This window comes from Paenibacillus sp. GXUN7292, assembly GCF_050864975.1.
GTDB lineage: Bacteria > Bacillota > Bacilli > Paenibacillales > Paenibacillaceae > Pristimantibacillus.
In genome coordinates this window covers 79633-95803 of sequence record NZ_JBOZWO010000027.1, presented here as the reverse complement: position 1 = coordinate 95803, position 16171 = coordinate 79633, and the positions used below count along the sequence as shown (strand labels likewise).

The window sequence follows — 16171 nt, the reverse complement described above, 5'->3', positions numbered from 1 at the left end:
TGAAAATAATCGAAATAGCCGCACCAGCAACCGTTAGATCAGTCTTCAACAAGCAAGATACTGCTCGCCGGCTGCCATGCTTATCAATTACGATCGACGTCACCGCATTGGGCAGCATTACTTTGAAATAGCAGCGGAGTCGATTAATCACTGAATCGGCTGATTGATCAAGCCAAGCTCATGTGGGACAGCTTGCATTGGTTCAATCACCACATATTTCTGGGAGGCGTCGCCTAAACCGAAATAATGAAGCGGCACAGCAAATACCCGCTTCTCGAAGTCCTCCTGCAATTGCAGCTGCTGCTTCAGCATATAATCTGGATCGAGCAGTCCTTCCCGATATAATTGATTGGCAAATTAATGCGAGGATTTACAACGAACTTATTTAATTTATAGTTCTTGACTTGTGCAAATCAAGCTGAAACCAGTGTTCTTTTTTAAAAGCATTCGAATGCCATAAATCAGTTTGCCATGAATTCCAACTTCCATTAATCGCATGAGAAGCTTTCCAATTGTTGACTTCGCTATCAGCGCATGCTTGAGCTCTTAAAGCATAATTAACTAACTTAATATCATTTTGTTGAGATCTGGATTTGAGAAAGAAAGCCTCTAAACTGCCGTATAATGAAATTCTTCTAAAGATAAAATAATCTGAATTACTCTTATATAGATCTCTATTTTCATTGAAATTTATTATTAATTTTTTAAAATTATCATTTAGAATATTTGGGGAGTTTTCTGTATTAGTTATAAGTCCATATTACATTTGATCGAACGTCAATGTTTTATTATTGTCTGGTTTTTCAAGTCTAAAAACAACATTATAAAATGGGGAGTGTTTCTCTTATAATATTCATTCATTTCATTCCAAATATCACTAATATTATATTCTTTTAAATAAAAGCTAATTAGTGAATGTGCTCCGGTGAAACGCTGCAAATGTGTTATATCCCCAAACGATGTTTCTTTTATCGCAATAATTTTTTTATTCGGGCAATATCCATTAATAATTGTGGCATAACTGCCTTCTACTTCATTAATATATTCATCTGAATATGAGTTTATAATAGTTTGTTCTCCATAAAATTGGCATGTTTAGATCTACCGATTCTTTTATAAATGAAATAAACTCATGTGAACAACATGAGAGAGTCGCTCGCTGATCTCTTTCCTAGCTGCTTATTCGTTCCCTTTGTAAGCATTTTCGGCGAATTTGTGTTTGCACAGTGTTTGTGCGAATACAGAAAACTCTGCTTTTTTACAAGTAAAAGCATCCTGCTGCAGGATGCTTTTACTTGCTATTTGTTTTTCATCTTCTCTAGCGTCTATAACTTTGCTGGATTACAATATTTGGATCAACATTTGAAATCTCTTCAAGCTCTTCCAATGTTAGCGGCTGCAAGTTTTCCTCCCACAATTTAAGCGCTGCTGGCGTCGTAGCCGTCGTCAGTTCAACAGCAATTTTTTCACTTGGTGAATTAATACCGTCCGCCAAATTCCAAATTTCGTTTACTGTCGTGTCATTCATGTTGCGAATAACTTGATTAAGCCCATTATGCAGCAATCTTTGTTGGATCTGCTCAGATAGCCACTTGCCATTACCAACTGGAGCATCATTGTTGCCTGCATTTCGAGTAAAGTTCACCCAAAAATCTAGCTGGTCAAAATCTACAGAAGGAAAGTAATGATTAATTTGAGCACGGTAAGCTGTATTCAACTGTTGATCAATAAGCGTATTGACATTCGTCCCCCATTGCAGCATTAACAACGGAATATAGCCTTTATATGATTCATAAAAAGGATGTGTGTTCATGTAAGGGTTAATGGCTACTCCCTTTAAAGCAATATTATTTTTCTTATAAAAGGACAGCATCGCATGTGAAGCCATCTCCCATAGATAAGCCGTTGCCTCATCCACTGCAGTTACAGACGGGACATTCTGATCGATTGTATAAATATAATTGCTTTTCTGCTGCTCCAGAAGCCCGCTCTCCCAGTCTTTCAAATCGTGAAATACTCCCAGAGAGTAGTCATTGTAATCTTTTATTTTCACATTCATATTTGCAACATTTTGTGTAACAGATACTCCTGCAAAATTATAGCCCAAATAGATATCATTATTTTGCATCACCCCATCCACAGCGTCATCAATTAACACCTTTCTTACAAGACTTTCTCCGCCCGCTCCAAGCGCTCCCATAATCACAATATTTTTCACATTATGATTTTGCAAAAATGTAATATAAGCTTCAGGCAAATCAAGCAATTCTACCCATGCGACACCTTTACTTATTGATCCGTCTGCTCCAAACATACTATAGGAAGATATGCCTTGTTCGCTCGCATATTTGTGTATATCCTTTAGCTGCTGAACTGTATCGGCGCTTACTAAAAAATGTGTCGGCAGAAACGGCGCTTTAAGCACTCGCGACAAATAAGGAGCTCCAAAGCTGCCCGTACCGATGATGACGGTATCGAAGGAAGCGTTCGTGCCAAATTCCTGATCGTATAGGTCAACCGTTTGTTGCACTGAATCCACTAAGAAGGACGGAGTTGCATGAATCGGCGTCAGCATGCCGCCTGTTGTTTCCCACATATGGGATACGCCAGCCGCCAAGGAAGCAACTGCCTTCTGAACAACAACTCCTGTGCTCATATCACCATCCAGTTTAAATACGGGCAGACCATTATATAGCTCTTTATCTATGGTATAGACATATTTGTCACCTGGTGATGCAATCTGAAACGAGGAAATATAGTTTTCCCAAACACTTCCGTCAGAAAATGAATATTGCAAATATACAGCATATGCGCCTGGTTTAAATCCCGTGGGAATGGTCCATATCGGTACATTTGTCGCTATATGGCTTTGCCCAGGCAACAAATCAATCTGCCCAAGTACCTGCTGCCCCAATAACAGATCATAAGGAGAAGTTAAGCCTGCTATTTTCACCTTAACACCAGTCAGCTCATAGGAATCAACCAAAGATTGATTGCTTAACGTATAAGTAAGCTTGATCGCCTCTCCTCTTTGATAAGAGTGCTTATCAATCGCTGTATCTGTTAACTGTATTTTTGAAGGAGAGGACATTGTACTGAGCAAATGACCATATACCTTGAAGTCTGTTAAATGAGCAATGCTATTGGCAGAACCACGAGTGAAATTAACTCTTATATACCGGGCTGCCGTGCTTATATCATATACGTCGCCTGCATTTGTTGCAGGGCTGTTATTACCTTTAATGGCGATCGGATACCAGTTTTCTCCGTCCATGCTGCCTCTGATGTAATAATGATAGAAACGCGATCCATCCACATAGGTTCGCAATACAATTTGCGAAATATGATGGGGCTGCTGTAGATCAATTTGCCACCAAGTATTTTTTCGTTGATCGCCGATAACGGAGCCCCAATAACCATTGTTAGTCGCATCTGCATCAACAGCAAATTCAGGCCCATGTCCAGCTTCCGAATCGAGCGCGGAAACAGGCTTGCCCACACTGATCAGCCCATTATTCGCACTAACTATAGTATTCGGTTCAGAACTCCATACTGAATAAGTCGTCAATAATAAAACGGCTAAAGCAATCATTATTACTTTTCTAAAAAGCATCTTCATAGATTTAGCACTCCTTCGTAATATACGATTGAATATGAAAACTGCTAACCTATCCTTTAATACCCGAAAGTACGATACCTTCAATAAAATATTTTTGCAACAACATAAATAAAACAATCATCGGCAATGTAGCCAGCATCGTACCTGCCATTAAGACAGGATAGTTTGTTGTATGCTCTCCTCTTAGCGACGCCAGTCCGGCAGCCAGTGTTAGTTTCTCTGGCGAATTATTAACAATAATAGGCCATAATAGGTCATTCCACCCTGCCAAAGCTGTAAAAATGGCTAAAGCTATCAACCCCGGCACTACAACCGGCAGCATAATGGAACGATAAATTCGAAAATGGTTACAACCGTCGAGCTTCGCCGCCTCCTCCAATTCTTTCGGCAGCGTCATAAAAAATTGACGCAGCAAGAATGTTCCAAAGGAACTGAATAAGCCCGGCACGATCAGCCCCTTAATCGTATTCAGCCATCCCAAATCTTTCATAATCATGTATTGCGGAATAATAAAAATTTGATAAGGGATCATAAGCACCGATAAAAATAAAATAAAAATTAATTCACGACCCGGAAACTTGATTCTAGCGAAAGCATACGCAGCCATTGAGCAAAGCAACAGCTGGCCAACAGTTCTTGCAGCTGCAACAATTGCCGTATTGCGAAAAAAAACGCCAAACGGCAAGTTAGTGACCGCCTCCCTATAATTTTCCCAACGCAAAACAGGCGGGATCAGTACGGGAGGAACAGACGTTGATTCTGCTAAAGATTTAAGCGAGGTTAAAAACATCCATACAAATGGAATAACCATTGCGAGCGCTCCAATAGTTAGAACAGCGTGCACCAGATAAACAGGCGATCTTCTTTTAATTGCCACAGTCATATTCCCCCTTTCTACTGATAATGCACCCAGTTTTTCTGCAATTTTAATTGGACATAGGTCACCAACATAATAATGACAAACAACAACATCGCTATAGTAGTTGCATAGCCCTTATCTCCGGTCATGAAAGCATACTTATAGTACAGGTATACAACGGTTTGCGCCGATTCCAACGCTGCGCTTTGCGGTAGCATCATAAAGATTAGATCGAACACCTGAAAAGCGCTAATTAAAGACATGACCGAAACAAAAAATAAAGTTGGCGTCAATAAAGGCACTGTTATTTTCGTAAATTGGGAAAATGCACTAGCTCCGTCAATGGATGCCGCTTCATAATACTGTGAGGATATGCCCTGCAACCCGGATAACAACAGTATCATATTCGTACCTATTGAGCTCCATACCGCAACAATAATGACACTGTATAAAGCCAGGTCGGGATCAGTCAGCCATCGGATCTTATCCATGGACAAAAATCCAAGCATATAGTTGATAATCCCGAAATCTGCGTGATACAGCCATCTCCATACCATCGCAATGGCGCTTGGCATTGTAACTACTGGCAAAAAATAAAGCATCCTATATACAGGCAACCCTTTAACTTTGCGCGCCAATAAAACTGCAATAACTGTAGAAATAATAATACTTGCAGGCACAGTAAGAACGGTGTATACAACTGTATTTTTTAATGCCAGCCACAGCTCACTATCCTCAATTAGCCGTTTATAATTATCAAGTCCGGTCCATTCGTATTTGCCAAAATCCCCCCACTTCGTCATGCTAAAATAAACAGACTGAAATAGTGGCCATATATAGAAAATAAGCAGACCTATAGAGGTTGGAGCAATCATCATATAAGCCCAAAAATAATCATTTCTCCTTATTCGGCTATTCATCGCACTACTCTTCCTCTAGCGCTTTATTCATAAACTCTCCCAGTTGCTTAGCTGCGTTTTCAATGGATATTTGCCCTTCCCACGCTTTGCTAAACAGCTCGAACTCCTTGTCCTGCCACTTTGCTGTATTTTTGGAAACTGGAAGCGGCACAGCATAATTCGCTGCATCAACAAAGACTTGCAGATTGAATGCCGGAGCGGAATTTACCCAAGCATCCTGTGTATTCTTAAAGGCTGGTATCGTAGTGCCCGTGGAGCCAAGAATTTGCTGCGCCTCTTCAGAGGACAAATATTGAATTAACGTCCAGGCTTCATCGCTATGCTTAGTGTTTGCTGCCATTGCAAATCCAAGACCATGAATAATGGTTGCTTGCTTTTTCCCTTTTGGTAGATCGGTTACGTCCAGATCATCACGTATCGCATCGTTAGCGGAAAATTGTGACTGAATCCACGATCCGCCAAAATATAAAGCAGATTTTCCTGATTCAAATATCGTTACTCCTGGCGTTTCGCTAAGCTGAGAAGAGGTTGGCGATATGCCTTGTTCAATAAAATCAGTCCAAAACTTCAAGCCCTCTATTGCTTCTTGCTGATCATAGCCGGATGATTTTTTGTCATCAGATATTACAAATCCTCCATTTTGGTAGATCGTATTATAATAGCCGCCTTGATTCCATAAATCAGCTGTAAATCCATATATGCCAGCATCTTTATCTGTTAATTGGACTGCTGCATCTTTAAATTTTGCCCAGTCCCATGACGCATCAGGGTAGTCCAGGTTAGCTGCATCGAACATTTTTTTGTTATACCACAAGCCGATCGTGTCAAAACTGAACGGAATCGCATAGCTGGAATTCTCATAGGAATATAGGTTAATTAAAGCTTGCGGATAATTTTCAAGACTCATGTTAGAGCCGTTAATTCTCTCCTGCAAAGGCATAATAATCCCATTCGATGCATACTTCACAAAGTTGGGGCCATTCATCCAGAACACATCCGGCAAAGCTCCCCCAGTTGCTGCCGCCTCCATCTTCATCCAATACTGGTCCCACGGCGTCAATTCAATCGATACCTCGATATTGTCATGCTTGGCATGAAATTTCTCCATCATCACCTCAAAGGCAGGTACAGCATTTTTGTCCCATAATCCTAAAGAAAGCTTGACTTTGTTTTTGCTTTCACCTTGTTTTTGTTCTTGATTATTACTTGGTGCAGACGACTCTTCTGTCTTGCCGTTACCATTTGTTGCTGTACCTGAGCAGCCTGCCAAAACACCAAGCAGCAGTACAAAAGTTAAACTAAATCCCATCCATTTCTTCATGAAGACAACCCCTTCTTAAATTTATACTCGGCGGATTTGATTCATCCTTGCCGCCTATCTCAGTATAAAAAAGAAAGCCCTTTCAAAGGTTTAAAAAGGTTTTGGGTTTGGTATAAAAACATCTTCATTTTGACAGTAATATTTAGCGAGAAGACAATTGTACACTTTTAAAAAGACAGTCGGTGCCTTATTCGGTAGTATAATTCTTTTCATACTGCTCAGTTGTTTTTATAATGGCTATTCGTAAGAGTTCGCTTCAGCAATCTCTTTAATAATTTGCTCTCCTCCTTCTGCACGCCACAGCTCTACAAACTGCTCGAAATAGTCCAGAGGTTGTTCTCCTGTAATAATGCTTAGATAGGCGGATTGCTCCAATCGCTGCAGCTTATCCCATTTCATGCGCATCGTTTTGGACATCGCTGTATAAATATTATCCACGTAAACGATATCATTTTTTAATACTGCTGCTCCATAAATATAAGCATACGGTGCCATCCAATCGCCAATCGAAAATGATTCCGGTGACTCTACAACACGATTCCAAGTATTATAATGTTGCCTCATCTCAGGATCAAGCTGCTCCGGTTCCATCACTCCCTCAAGTGCCTGCATAAGGTGAGCATGCTTGCGGGTTACGGCATCTGGGTAATCAAATGATGTATAGATTGGATAATAGGACGCATCAAGAGACAGATTCAATTGTTTCGCGTCAGGGTCCATGAAGCGCTGTATATTTATATAATGATTCAGATAAACCATAAGTGCTTCTGGCTTGTCTACCCCTTTTCGCACTACGATATACCACTGGCTGACAGGCATGCTTTTGGAGTAAAGCTTGTTATCATTGCTGAAAATCGGATAGGGGCGCCACACCGCCCTTTTATCGTACATCATGGATTCGTTAAGCGGATACCACGGCGCAAACCACGGCGCAAAAAACATTCCTGCCTCCCCTGATATAATCGGTTCACTAATTTCCTGGCGCAAATAAAAGTCCGGATCAATAATTCCTTCCTCATACCATTGCCTTAGCTTGCTTAACGCCTCTTTAGCTTGCAAGGTTGTCGAGCCATATATTACCTGCCCGTTCCCCTCTCTTAGCCAAATACCCGGAAATGCCTGATAAGCTGCAAATAGTCCAGTAAAATCAGCAACAGTGTTGTTGGCTGCATTTCGTGCTACATTTCCAATTAAACCGAGCGTCTTCTTGCCATTATCTCCTCCCATATTATTTGCGATAAATGCACGGGCAACCTGTCCTACCTCCTCTACCGTTCGAGGAGCAGTCAGCTTAAGCTCATTAAGCCAATCCTCCCGTACCCATAACATACTAAATGCATCACCTTGCACACTCAAGTTAGGAATGGCCATCAGTTTTCCATCAATTGTTGCCTTCTTAAGCGCTTTGTTTTGTGATGATGCGTACAATTCTTTTAGCAGCGGAGAGGCATACTCGTTGAATATATTCGTCAAATCCATAATTTGCTCCTGTTCTACCATTGTCCGAAACAATGTTTCATCGACAACTAGTACATCAGGAATATCATGCGTTGCGACGGCAAGCTTCAGCTTTTCCTCATAATCCTGTCCCGAGGAAGCCCAGCGAACTTTAAAGCTAACATTTGATTTTTCCGTTAAATAACGTGTGTACATATTATTTTCAAGCGTATCTCCATCCGGAAGTCCCGCATTTGATTTCATTTCTTTCACAATGGTAAGTTCCACTTTTTCTTTCATTCGGTAAATATCCATTTCGTCACTCAAAGGTGGCGGCGCCGCGCATGCATAAATAAATGTTATCGACAATAACAAAATAATGATGGAGCGGTACTTAAACTTCAACTGCCCACCTCCTTTCTGTCGAACTCACTATCACCAATTGGCAAACATATAACAAATACCGTTCCCTCGCCTGGTGTGCTTTCTACGCTGATACTTCCTACTTCACCATATTGTTCAATCATTTTTCTTACATATCGAAGACCTATGCCAGAATGCGTAACCATTTCCTGTGCCTGAGGCTGCATAATCGAAACAATTTCTTCAGGTGACATTCCTCTGCCATCATCTTTTATCGTAATTTCAATTTGACTACTCCCTTTCTCAATAATCGTTATTTCAATCTTGCCTTGATCTGATAAGCCATGATAAATCGCATTTTCTACGATAGGCTGCAGTACAAAACGAGGAATCGGCAAATCAAGCACATGTTGCTTCGCATGCACATGAATATGAAATTGAAATTCAAACCGTTTTTCCTGTATCGATAAATAATGCCTTACACTGTCTATCTCCTGCCGAATTGTCGCTGGTCCGCCTTTACCCAAGTTATAATGCAGAACACGTATAAGAGCAGAAATAATCTGGTCCATATCAAGATGTCCCTTTTCCCTAGCCATCCACCTAAGCGTATCTAAAGTATTATGCAAAAAGTGTGGATTGATTTGACTAAGCAGCTTTTCAATCTCCAGTATTCCCTTCTTCTTTTCCTCCGCTGCCAACTCTCCCAATAGTTCAGTTACTCGAGCCTTCATTCTGGAAAAATCCGCTTGTATCGAATCAAACTCCATCATATTGGCCGGCTCTATCGGCTTATTCCAATTATCATTCTTGACATCACGTATACTCTGACTAAGAATTCTAAGCGGACGGTACAATGAGCGATACATCAACCATGCGATCACTAGACCAGCAAGCAAAGTAATTAATGCGAAGCCAATATACTTTATTATCCAGCTGCGGATTTCGGATTTGTACACACTTTCAGATATAGCTGCGACTACCTTCCAATCCTGATTGCTTCGCTCTTCAAAGATATAATGACCATTGTCATTGATCTCTAACGTCCTGGTATAGACTGATCCTATCGGAAATGAGGCTTGATTTTCACTGTACCGAATGATCCCCTTATGATCGATAATCAAGTAATCTGTATTCGTTGAAAACTCCGTAAACAAATCCCCAATAATGTTTAAATTGCTTTCGATATAAATATATAACTGTTCTTGATCAGGCAAGTTTACCTTTCTCATAATAGATATCACATCCCTGTCCAGTGCCATATTCAAAGTTCTATGCGGCCCAAAATATGAAATTTCATTGTATTGGTCGAATAACGGCAGCTCTCCAAGCTCGACTCGCTTCCGAACAGGGTTGCTTTCAAAAAAATATGTATTTTGATCAGCAAGGTAATAAAACATTAGCCCTACAGAAGGATTTGTAAATTGAATCAAATTTAATTGTGCTCTAAGTTCATCATAAAACAGCTTTTTGTCCAATGCTTTAGCGTTCAAATAATTTTCAAGTGATTTGCCTACTTGTCCGTCAAATGCCAGCATTTGTGAGACATGATTGAGCTGGCTCAGCAAATTATCCAGTGACAGCCGTACCTGATGCAGGTTGCTTTTAATGCCTTGCTTCGTTTTGTTCTCTAATATTTCATTCATAGATAAATAAGAAATGCTACCCAAAGGAATTAGCGGGATAAGAACACTTAATAGCAACAAATAAATAAAACGATGCTTGAGAGAATACGGCGTTAATTGTTGAATCCATCGCTTCATGCTATACACCTTTGTGTAAAACCTGCTGGCGATATTCACGAGGCTGCAACCCTACTGTTTGTCGAAACACTCTGGAAAAATACTTTTCATTTATATAACCAGATTGCACTGCAATCCAGCTGATCGAACGGGTGGACTGCTCCAGCAATTTTTTCGCGTGCTGGATACGCAACTTCCGTAAATAATCATTGAAGGTTGAGCCAGTGATATCATGAAAGCATCTACTAAAGTAACTGCGACTCATATTCGCCACTGCTGCAACCTTTGAGATTTGCATCTCTTTCTGATAATGAAGATGGATAAAATCGAGAGCCTTCATAATATGCTTAACGACATCATCTGAATAAGATGATGTACTGTATGCACTTCGCAACTGAGCGCGTACTCTGCTCAAATTTTCACTTGCATCCCTCCAACATTTCCACGGAAACGCCATCTCTATAATCAGCAGTCGATGTTCATACTGCTGCTTCCAATGAGTCATCATCGCATAAAAATAAGCTTCAAGTGCAACTCGGGGAGGCTTTCTAAAAATAATAGAAGCAAGATTAGCCTCATATCGATCCTCATCCATCGTCCATAGCAACGAGCTCCAGTCATTATTTTCCTGAAAAAAGAAGCCTTCCTGCTCACGCTCAATCTGCTCGCAATACTGATATAGTTCACAAATAACTACTTGGTAGTACTGCTTGTCCTTATTGTACAAATAGTAAAAAAGTCCCCGCACTTCTTTTAAGCAGTTTGTATTAGAGTTGTATACCTCTGCCAGCTTATTATTCTCCATTACACTTTGATCATCCTGTGCTTCATTTGATCGGCTATAATCGGTCCACTCCACAACACCACAGTATGGCGGCAATACAATTTGTCCGCTCTCTATTTTTTCTCGAATATCGTCATGCTTACCAAATAATTGCCAAACACCATGTTCTAGTTCCGAATAACTTATCGCACACTCCTGCTTCAGTCTAATCAACACAGAATAGCATTCTTCTTCGCTTAGTGATATTAAGGTAACTTTATTGCCAGACTTCCTCTCTTCTGGCTTAACCAGATACTTTAACCGCTGCATAGCATTAGCGACTCTGTCCAAAACCGCATGCATTTGGTCAAATTCTAAATCTACTTTTATAATATAATCAAGCGCTCCCAGTCGAAGCGCCTCCTGAATATATTGAAACTCTTCGTAAAAGGTTAAGACAACCATGCCAACTTGCGGATACATATCCCGCACATGCATCATCAGCTCAAGCCCCGGCATAATCGGCATAAGCAAATCCGTAAACAGCAAATCTACTTTATGCTTCTCTAAAAACTGTAGTGCTTCTTCACCATTAGCAGCTTCCCCGATAACCGTCATATTAAATTGTTTCCAGGGCATCGAGCTTATCAAGCCGCGACGTACCAAGTGATCATCCTCAACAATTAACACCCTCACTACAATGTCACCGCTTTCATCGGTAAAATTAAGCATATACTAGCATATATTATGATCAAGAACAATTACATTGTAACGATCCGGATTACTATTGGTCTCTACATGACAGTAAACCTGCTCAGTTCATAAATTATCGGGAACTGCTTTACGATTCCACTTGTCATACGCCTGTGCTTGAATAGGATCAGCTAACGCAACGTTTCGTGTACAATCCCTTGCTATGCGAGAAGCGACTTCCCCACTTAGAAGCCCTAGATGCTCGTACATCATCTGTTGCCATTGCTCTCTGGACGAATATGGATTAATTTTGCTAAGAAAATCGGCAATTTAATCCGCATTTGCATACCAGCGCTTTTTAGCATAAGCGGCAGCCTGATCATTTCCTGTCTTTAGGTCAGTAGTAGGCTCTGCCGCTAAGATGCGCTCTTAGCAATATTGCAAATAAGCGAGCGCTTGTTTGCCGCTATCCGCCTCAGTGACGTGCAGGGGCTAATTAAACTTTTGAATCAGCAGCATAATTCCTTCCCGATCTATCCGTATAATATGAAAGCGATTGCAAAAATAACGATAAATATGACCTCACATAAAAATAATTTTCTTTTTATTACAACTAATAGCAAGAGCCTGCATGCCGTAAAGCGGCAATAGCAGGCTCTTCGTTTCATTATGTTAATGCAGAATCAATCTGAATATCCGCTCCGCCCCACGCGAGCTGCGAGGTCCAAGGTGCAGCAGGATCGCTCCAAAACGGATGCGAGGCGGGAAGCCCCAACGGTAGGAACACTGTAGAGCATAAGTACAGGCTGCCCGTCGAAATATATCCCTCTCCAAGCCCAGGCTGATGTCCCGCCAGGCCAATCGTCAGCCATCCGGCGTCCGTAAACGTTCCTGGTGCTTCAAGCGTGCGCCGGATAACAGCCGTAAGCGCGCTGCGCACGCTTCCCTGTGCAAGCTCCTCCGGCAGTTCATCGCGCAGTGCGCTTTGCGCGAGACTTTGGAAGGCGCCGCTGCGGTAAGCGAGCGAACGGCCGATCGGCGGAAACGAGCCGTCCGGCGCAATGAACCGCTCTAGTACACTGGCATAGCGACGCGCTCGCGGCAGCACCGCCAAGCGATATGCGTCCCATGCCTCATCCTGGCTATGTACCGCCTCCAATATATCAACCAGCATAGGTTGAATAACGAAGCTGTTGTAATAGTCCCAATGAAAGTTAGGGCCATCGCCGTAAGCGCCGTCTCCCTTGTACCATTGCTCATGCTGTCTGATCGCGTAATCAATTCGCATCGGGTCCCAGTCGCGCTCGCCCGCCGCGAAAAGAGCCGCTTCAATAATTGCAGAGAAAAGCAGCCAATTGTTGGCATAAGGCTTGCGGCTGCGCGTCTCCTTAAGCGCTGCGACCACATTGCGCTGAACGGCGGGCTCCAGCTTCTGCCACAGCTCCCGCGGCGCTCTTAGCAGCGCTTGCGCCAGAAAGGCGGCGTCGACGATCGGCTGCGCCCCGTCCGTGAAATTCATATAGTCCGGCGACGCAGGGTCTGTACCGGCCGCGATCGCTTCCCGGGCCATCGACGCATACCGGAGGCGAAGCTCTTCCTCCGCTGCATCCGCTGCCCCGCCCTGCAATTCAAGCCAAGGGGCAATGCCCGCAAGCAGCCGGCCAAATGCCTCCAAATGTGTAAATTTCGCTCTTTCCTCTTCTAATCCCGCTTTGCTTTCTACCGGCATGTCGCGTTTTAGCCTCCGCTCCACGAGTGCGGATAAGACAGGCTCAGCTACCTGCTGCATCCGCTCCAGCCAGTACGTTCTGTCTGTCGTTAATGCAGGGTTATATGAAGTACAATTCATTGCAATGTTCCTTTCTTGGCCGATGGGGCTATTAATTTACGTTAAGATTTACAATGTGAGATGAAATATCCTTATTTGCCACTGAAGGTAATCTGTTAAGGATTAATCCTGCAACTATGAGCTTATTGAAAAAGTATACAATGAAGAATGACCAAGTGCTCGTGATAGCAAAGTACATTTTGTGCATCTAGATTCTTCTTTTTTATCGAATAAACGATTCTAGATGGATTTCATGCATCTAGTTTTATTGAATTACCCTATATTTTGCGAATTGAGGCAAACTAGATGTAGTTTTTCCCTTTAGAATCACAAAAAAGCCAAATTTCTCAATACTAAGTACAGGAAATGCAGTTAGCTTTAGTGCGTAGGTGCTCGTTTCACAAAACAAAGTTTGTCATTGTTGCAAAGTACTTTTTGAGCTTTTCAACAGCCTGAGAGTATCTAATTATCAGCTAGAAAATTGAAATTGAAATGCTGTTTCTATTGTACCTCTGTTCGGCGTACCCGGCAAAAGAAAAATCCAGCGTATACCAGTACCGCCCCCTGCCACCATGAATAATGATTTCCTTACACCCACTCTCCATCATCACCGTAATCAACCAGGACGTACAATTGTTCCACAATCTTCTATTGTTGGCATGTTGCTCGCAGTGTCCATCCTTCTCTTTTATGCAATCGCTAGCTGCTGTTTTGTTCCCGATACTCGCCAGGCGTAATGCCGCATACGGATTTGAAAAGCTTGGAAAAGTAGCTTTTATTGTCGTAGCCGAGAGATTCCGATATCGTCTCAATGCTGCTGTTCGTCCAGCGCAACAGCTCTTTAGCCCGATCGATCTTAAGCTTGGTGACGTATTCAACAAAGGTTTCTCCTGTTTCTTTTCGGAACAATCTGCTAAAGTAACTGGGGTTCATATGGAGCTCGTGTGCAATTTCATCCAAAGATATTTTGCTTGTAATGCGCTGCTCAAAATAGCGTTGGGCCTTTATAATATCCGGTTTTTTTGCTTGCATATGAATACTCCCACCACTTATCTACGCTATCGCTCCGATTGAAGTGAGGGTTTCTGATGTATCTTCCTAAGCTATCTCAGGTTGCTTAACATCAGTGGAGTTGACACGTTGATGGTCTGGTTACCATCCAACCCCTCTACCCCATTCGTTCCTTTGGCGGAGACGTTTGGGAATACTTTTCGCATAATATTGGCTGCACCGTTCACATCAGCATGAATCAAGCCTTGCGCGCTCTTATACAGCCCGCGACAAATCCGTTTGCCCGAAAAGCTCCATGTTCCCTCTTGGTCATATCCCGGCAACGGGTCTAGATCCAAAAAGCTGGCTTTTGACGTATAGGCTTCTTCGGTCAGGATAACCGTTAATCCCTGTTCAGCCGCCTTATATTGGATCATGTGGATGAGCATCTGATGGGGAATATGACAGAATGCCTGATTAATGCGCCGTCCCATCCTAGCTGCTTGTTTCCAGCCATCATTATGTCCAATGACAATCGTACCCACCTGCTCTTTCAAGGCGAAATGGACAATATGATAACTCGCTTTATGAAAGTAGTCCTTGATTCTACGATGGCGCTTCAGATGCAGCCGTTCCAAGCGTCTGGATGTATGTATGTCTTCTTGTGTCCGCTTACCGTAACGAAGAATACCGGTATAATACGCTTTCATTTTGTTGTAATATTGATTGATCGCTTTCACCCTCTTGCCCTTCACAACCACCGGCTTGATTCCGGTTGTCGTGACGATGGTTGCAAGATTGTCGACACCAAGATCAATCGCGAGCACATATTCTGATGTGACTTCCTTCTGTTCGACCCGGTACGCAAAGACCATTTCGACCACGTATTGTCCATAGCTGGGGACAACACGCACTTGCTTCAGTTTCCCGCCCGTGCAGCCCAGCTTCCCGATGTTCAGTTGCTGCTTGGTTCCGGGAAGCTTAAGAAACTTCTGTTTTTTGATGACACAATCCTGATTGGAGAACACCACTTCCTTCATCTTGCTTCGAGCGTATCCCGGAATACGGGGCTTGCCACTGTACTTCTCCGGGTGCTTGCGGTAGTCCTTGACACTCGCAAAGAAGGCTTTCCAATTGTTGAAGACGACCTTCATCATCCCCTGACTGCTCTGCGTTGGAAGTGATCGATAATCAGTTTGATCCATCACTTTGAACAAGGCATCCAAAAAGTTATAATCAACAAAGGGATTCTCTGACGTTGGCAGCTCGAACGGATAGGAACGATTCTTTTCACTTCTCCGTTCATTCATGGCGTCAATATGCATTGCCAATGTATCCAACACTTGCTGCTGCAACGGTTGCAGGGAATCCTTCCGCCCAAATGCGGTAAAGATCTGCCGGATGTAAAAGTTAGTCGTATTATATAGGTTCTTAGCGTTCTGACATACTTGATCGAAGTAGGGAAACAAACGATGGCCTGGCTTGATCCACACCTGCATGGTTCTGTACCTGAACGTCGAATCTGGCATGACTTCCCCCCTTCCATAATACATACAAGAACAAATGTTCCTATCTCAATTATATCGCTAATGAGTTTGGAAGGGAAGATTCAGGAAGCCACCGATTCACCTCGTCA

General features: G+C 42.4%; 11 protein-coding genes. All 11 read right to left on the bottom strand.

Annotated elements, in window-relative coordinates:
* Window positions 1–147 precede the first annotated feature (147 nt).
* Window positions 148–312, bottom strand: a complete 165-nt coding sequence (locus ACRRU2_RS19965) for a hypothetical protein (RefSeq protein WP_432504406.1) — start codon at window positions 310–312, stop codon at window positions 148–150.
* Between the two features lie 1006 nt (window positions 313–1318).
* A complete protein-coding gene (locus tag ACRRU2_RS19960; RefSeq protein ID WP_432504404.1) occupies window positions 1319–3619 on the bottom strand; it encodes a discoidin domain-containing protein in 2301 nt (766 codons plus the stop codon).
* A 49-nt stretch (window positions 3620–3668) separates the two neighbouring features.
* Window positions 3669–4430, bottom strand: coding sequence for a carbohydrate ABC transporter permease (locus ACRRU2_RS19955; RefSeq protein ID WP_331701214.1), 762 nt, complete (start codon window positions 4428–4430; stop codon window positions 3669–3671).
* 83 nt (window positions 4431–4513) lie between these two features.
* Window positions 4514–5398, bottom strand: a complete 885-nt coding sequence (locus tag ACRRU2_RS19950; protein ID WP_432504402.1) for a carbohydrate ABC transporter permease — start codon at window positions 5396–5398, stop codon at window positions 4514–4516.
* A 4-nt stretch (window positions 5399–5402) separates the two neighbouring features.
* Window positions 5403–6719, bottom strand: coding sequence for an ABC transporter substrate-binding protein (locus tag ACRRU2_RS19945; RefSeq protein WP_432504400.1), 1317 nt, complete (start codon window positions 6717–6719; stop codon window positions 5403–5405).
* A 237-nt stretch (window positions 6720–6956) separates the two neighbouring features.
* Window positions 6957–8561, bottom strand: coding sequence for an extracellular solute-binding protein (locus tag ACRRU2_RS19940; protein ID WP_432504398.1), 1605 nt, complete (start codon window positions 8559–8561; stop codon window positions 6957–6959).
* Window positions 8558–10282, bottom strand: coding sequence for a sensor histidine kinase (locus tag ACRRU2_RS19935; protein WP_432504396.1), 1725 nt, complete (start codon window positions 10280–10282; stop codon window positions 8558–8560). The genes ACRRU2_RS19940 and ACRRU2_RS19935 overlap by 4 nt, the downstream gene beginning before the upstream one ends.
* Before the next feature lies 1 nt (window position 10283).
* Window positions 10284–11720 (bottom strand): helix-turn-helix domain-containing protein, encoded by a 1437-nt coding sequence (locus tag ACRRU2_RS19930; RefSeq protein ID WP_432504394.1) that lies wholly within the window; start codon window positions 11718–11720, stop codon window positions 10284–10286.
* Between the two features lie 664 nt (window positions 11721–12384).
* Window positions 12385–13566 (bottom strand): DUF2264 domain-containing protein, encoded by a 1182-nt coding sequence (locus tag ACRRU2_RS19925; RefSeq protein ID WP_331701198.1) that lies wholly within the window; start codon window positions 13564–13566, stop codon window positions 12385–12387.
* A gap of 678 nt (window positions 13567–14244) precedes the next feature.
* Window positions 14245–14577 carry a helix-turn-helix domain-containing protein gene (locus tag ACRRU2_RS19920; protein ID WP_331701199.1) on the bottom strand — a complete coding sequence of 111 codons (333 nt, stop codon included), beginning with the start codon at window positions 14575–14577 and terminating at the stop codon, window positions 14245–14247.
* Window positions 14578–14648: 71 nt separating this feature from the next.
* Window positions 14649–16064 carry an RNA-guided endonuclease InsQ/TnpB family protein gene (locus ACRRU2_RS19915; RefSeq protein ID WP_432504392.1) on the bottom strand — a complete coding sequence of 472 codons (1416 nt, stop codon included), beginning with the start codon at window positions 16062–16064 and terminating at the stop codon, window positions 14649–14651.
* Window positions 16065–16171 lie beyond the last annotated feature (107 nt).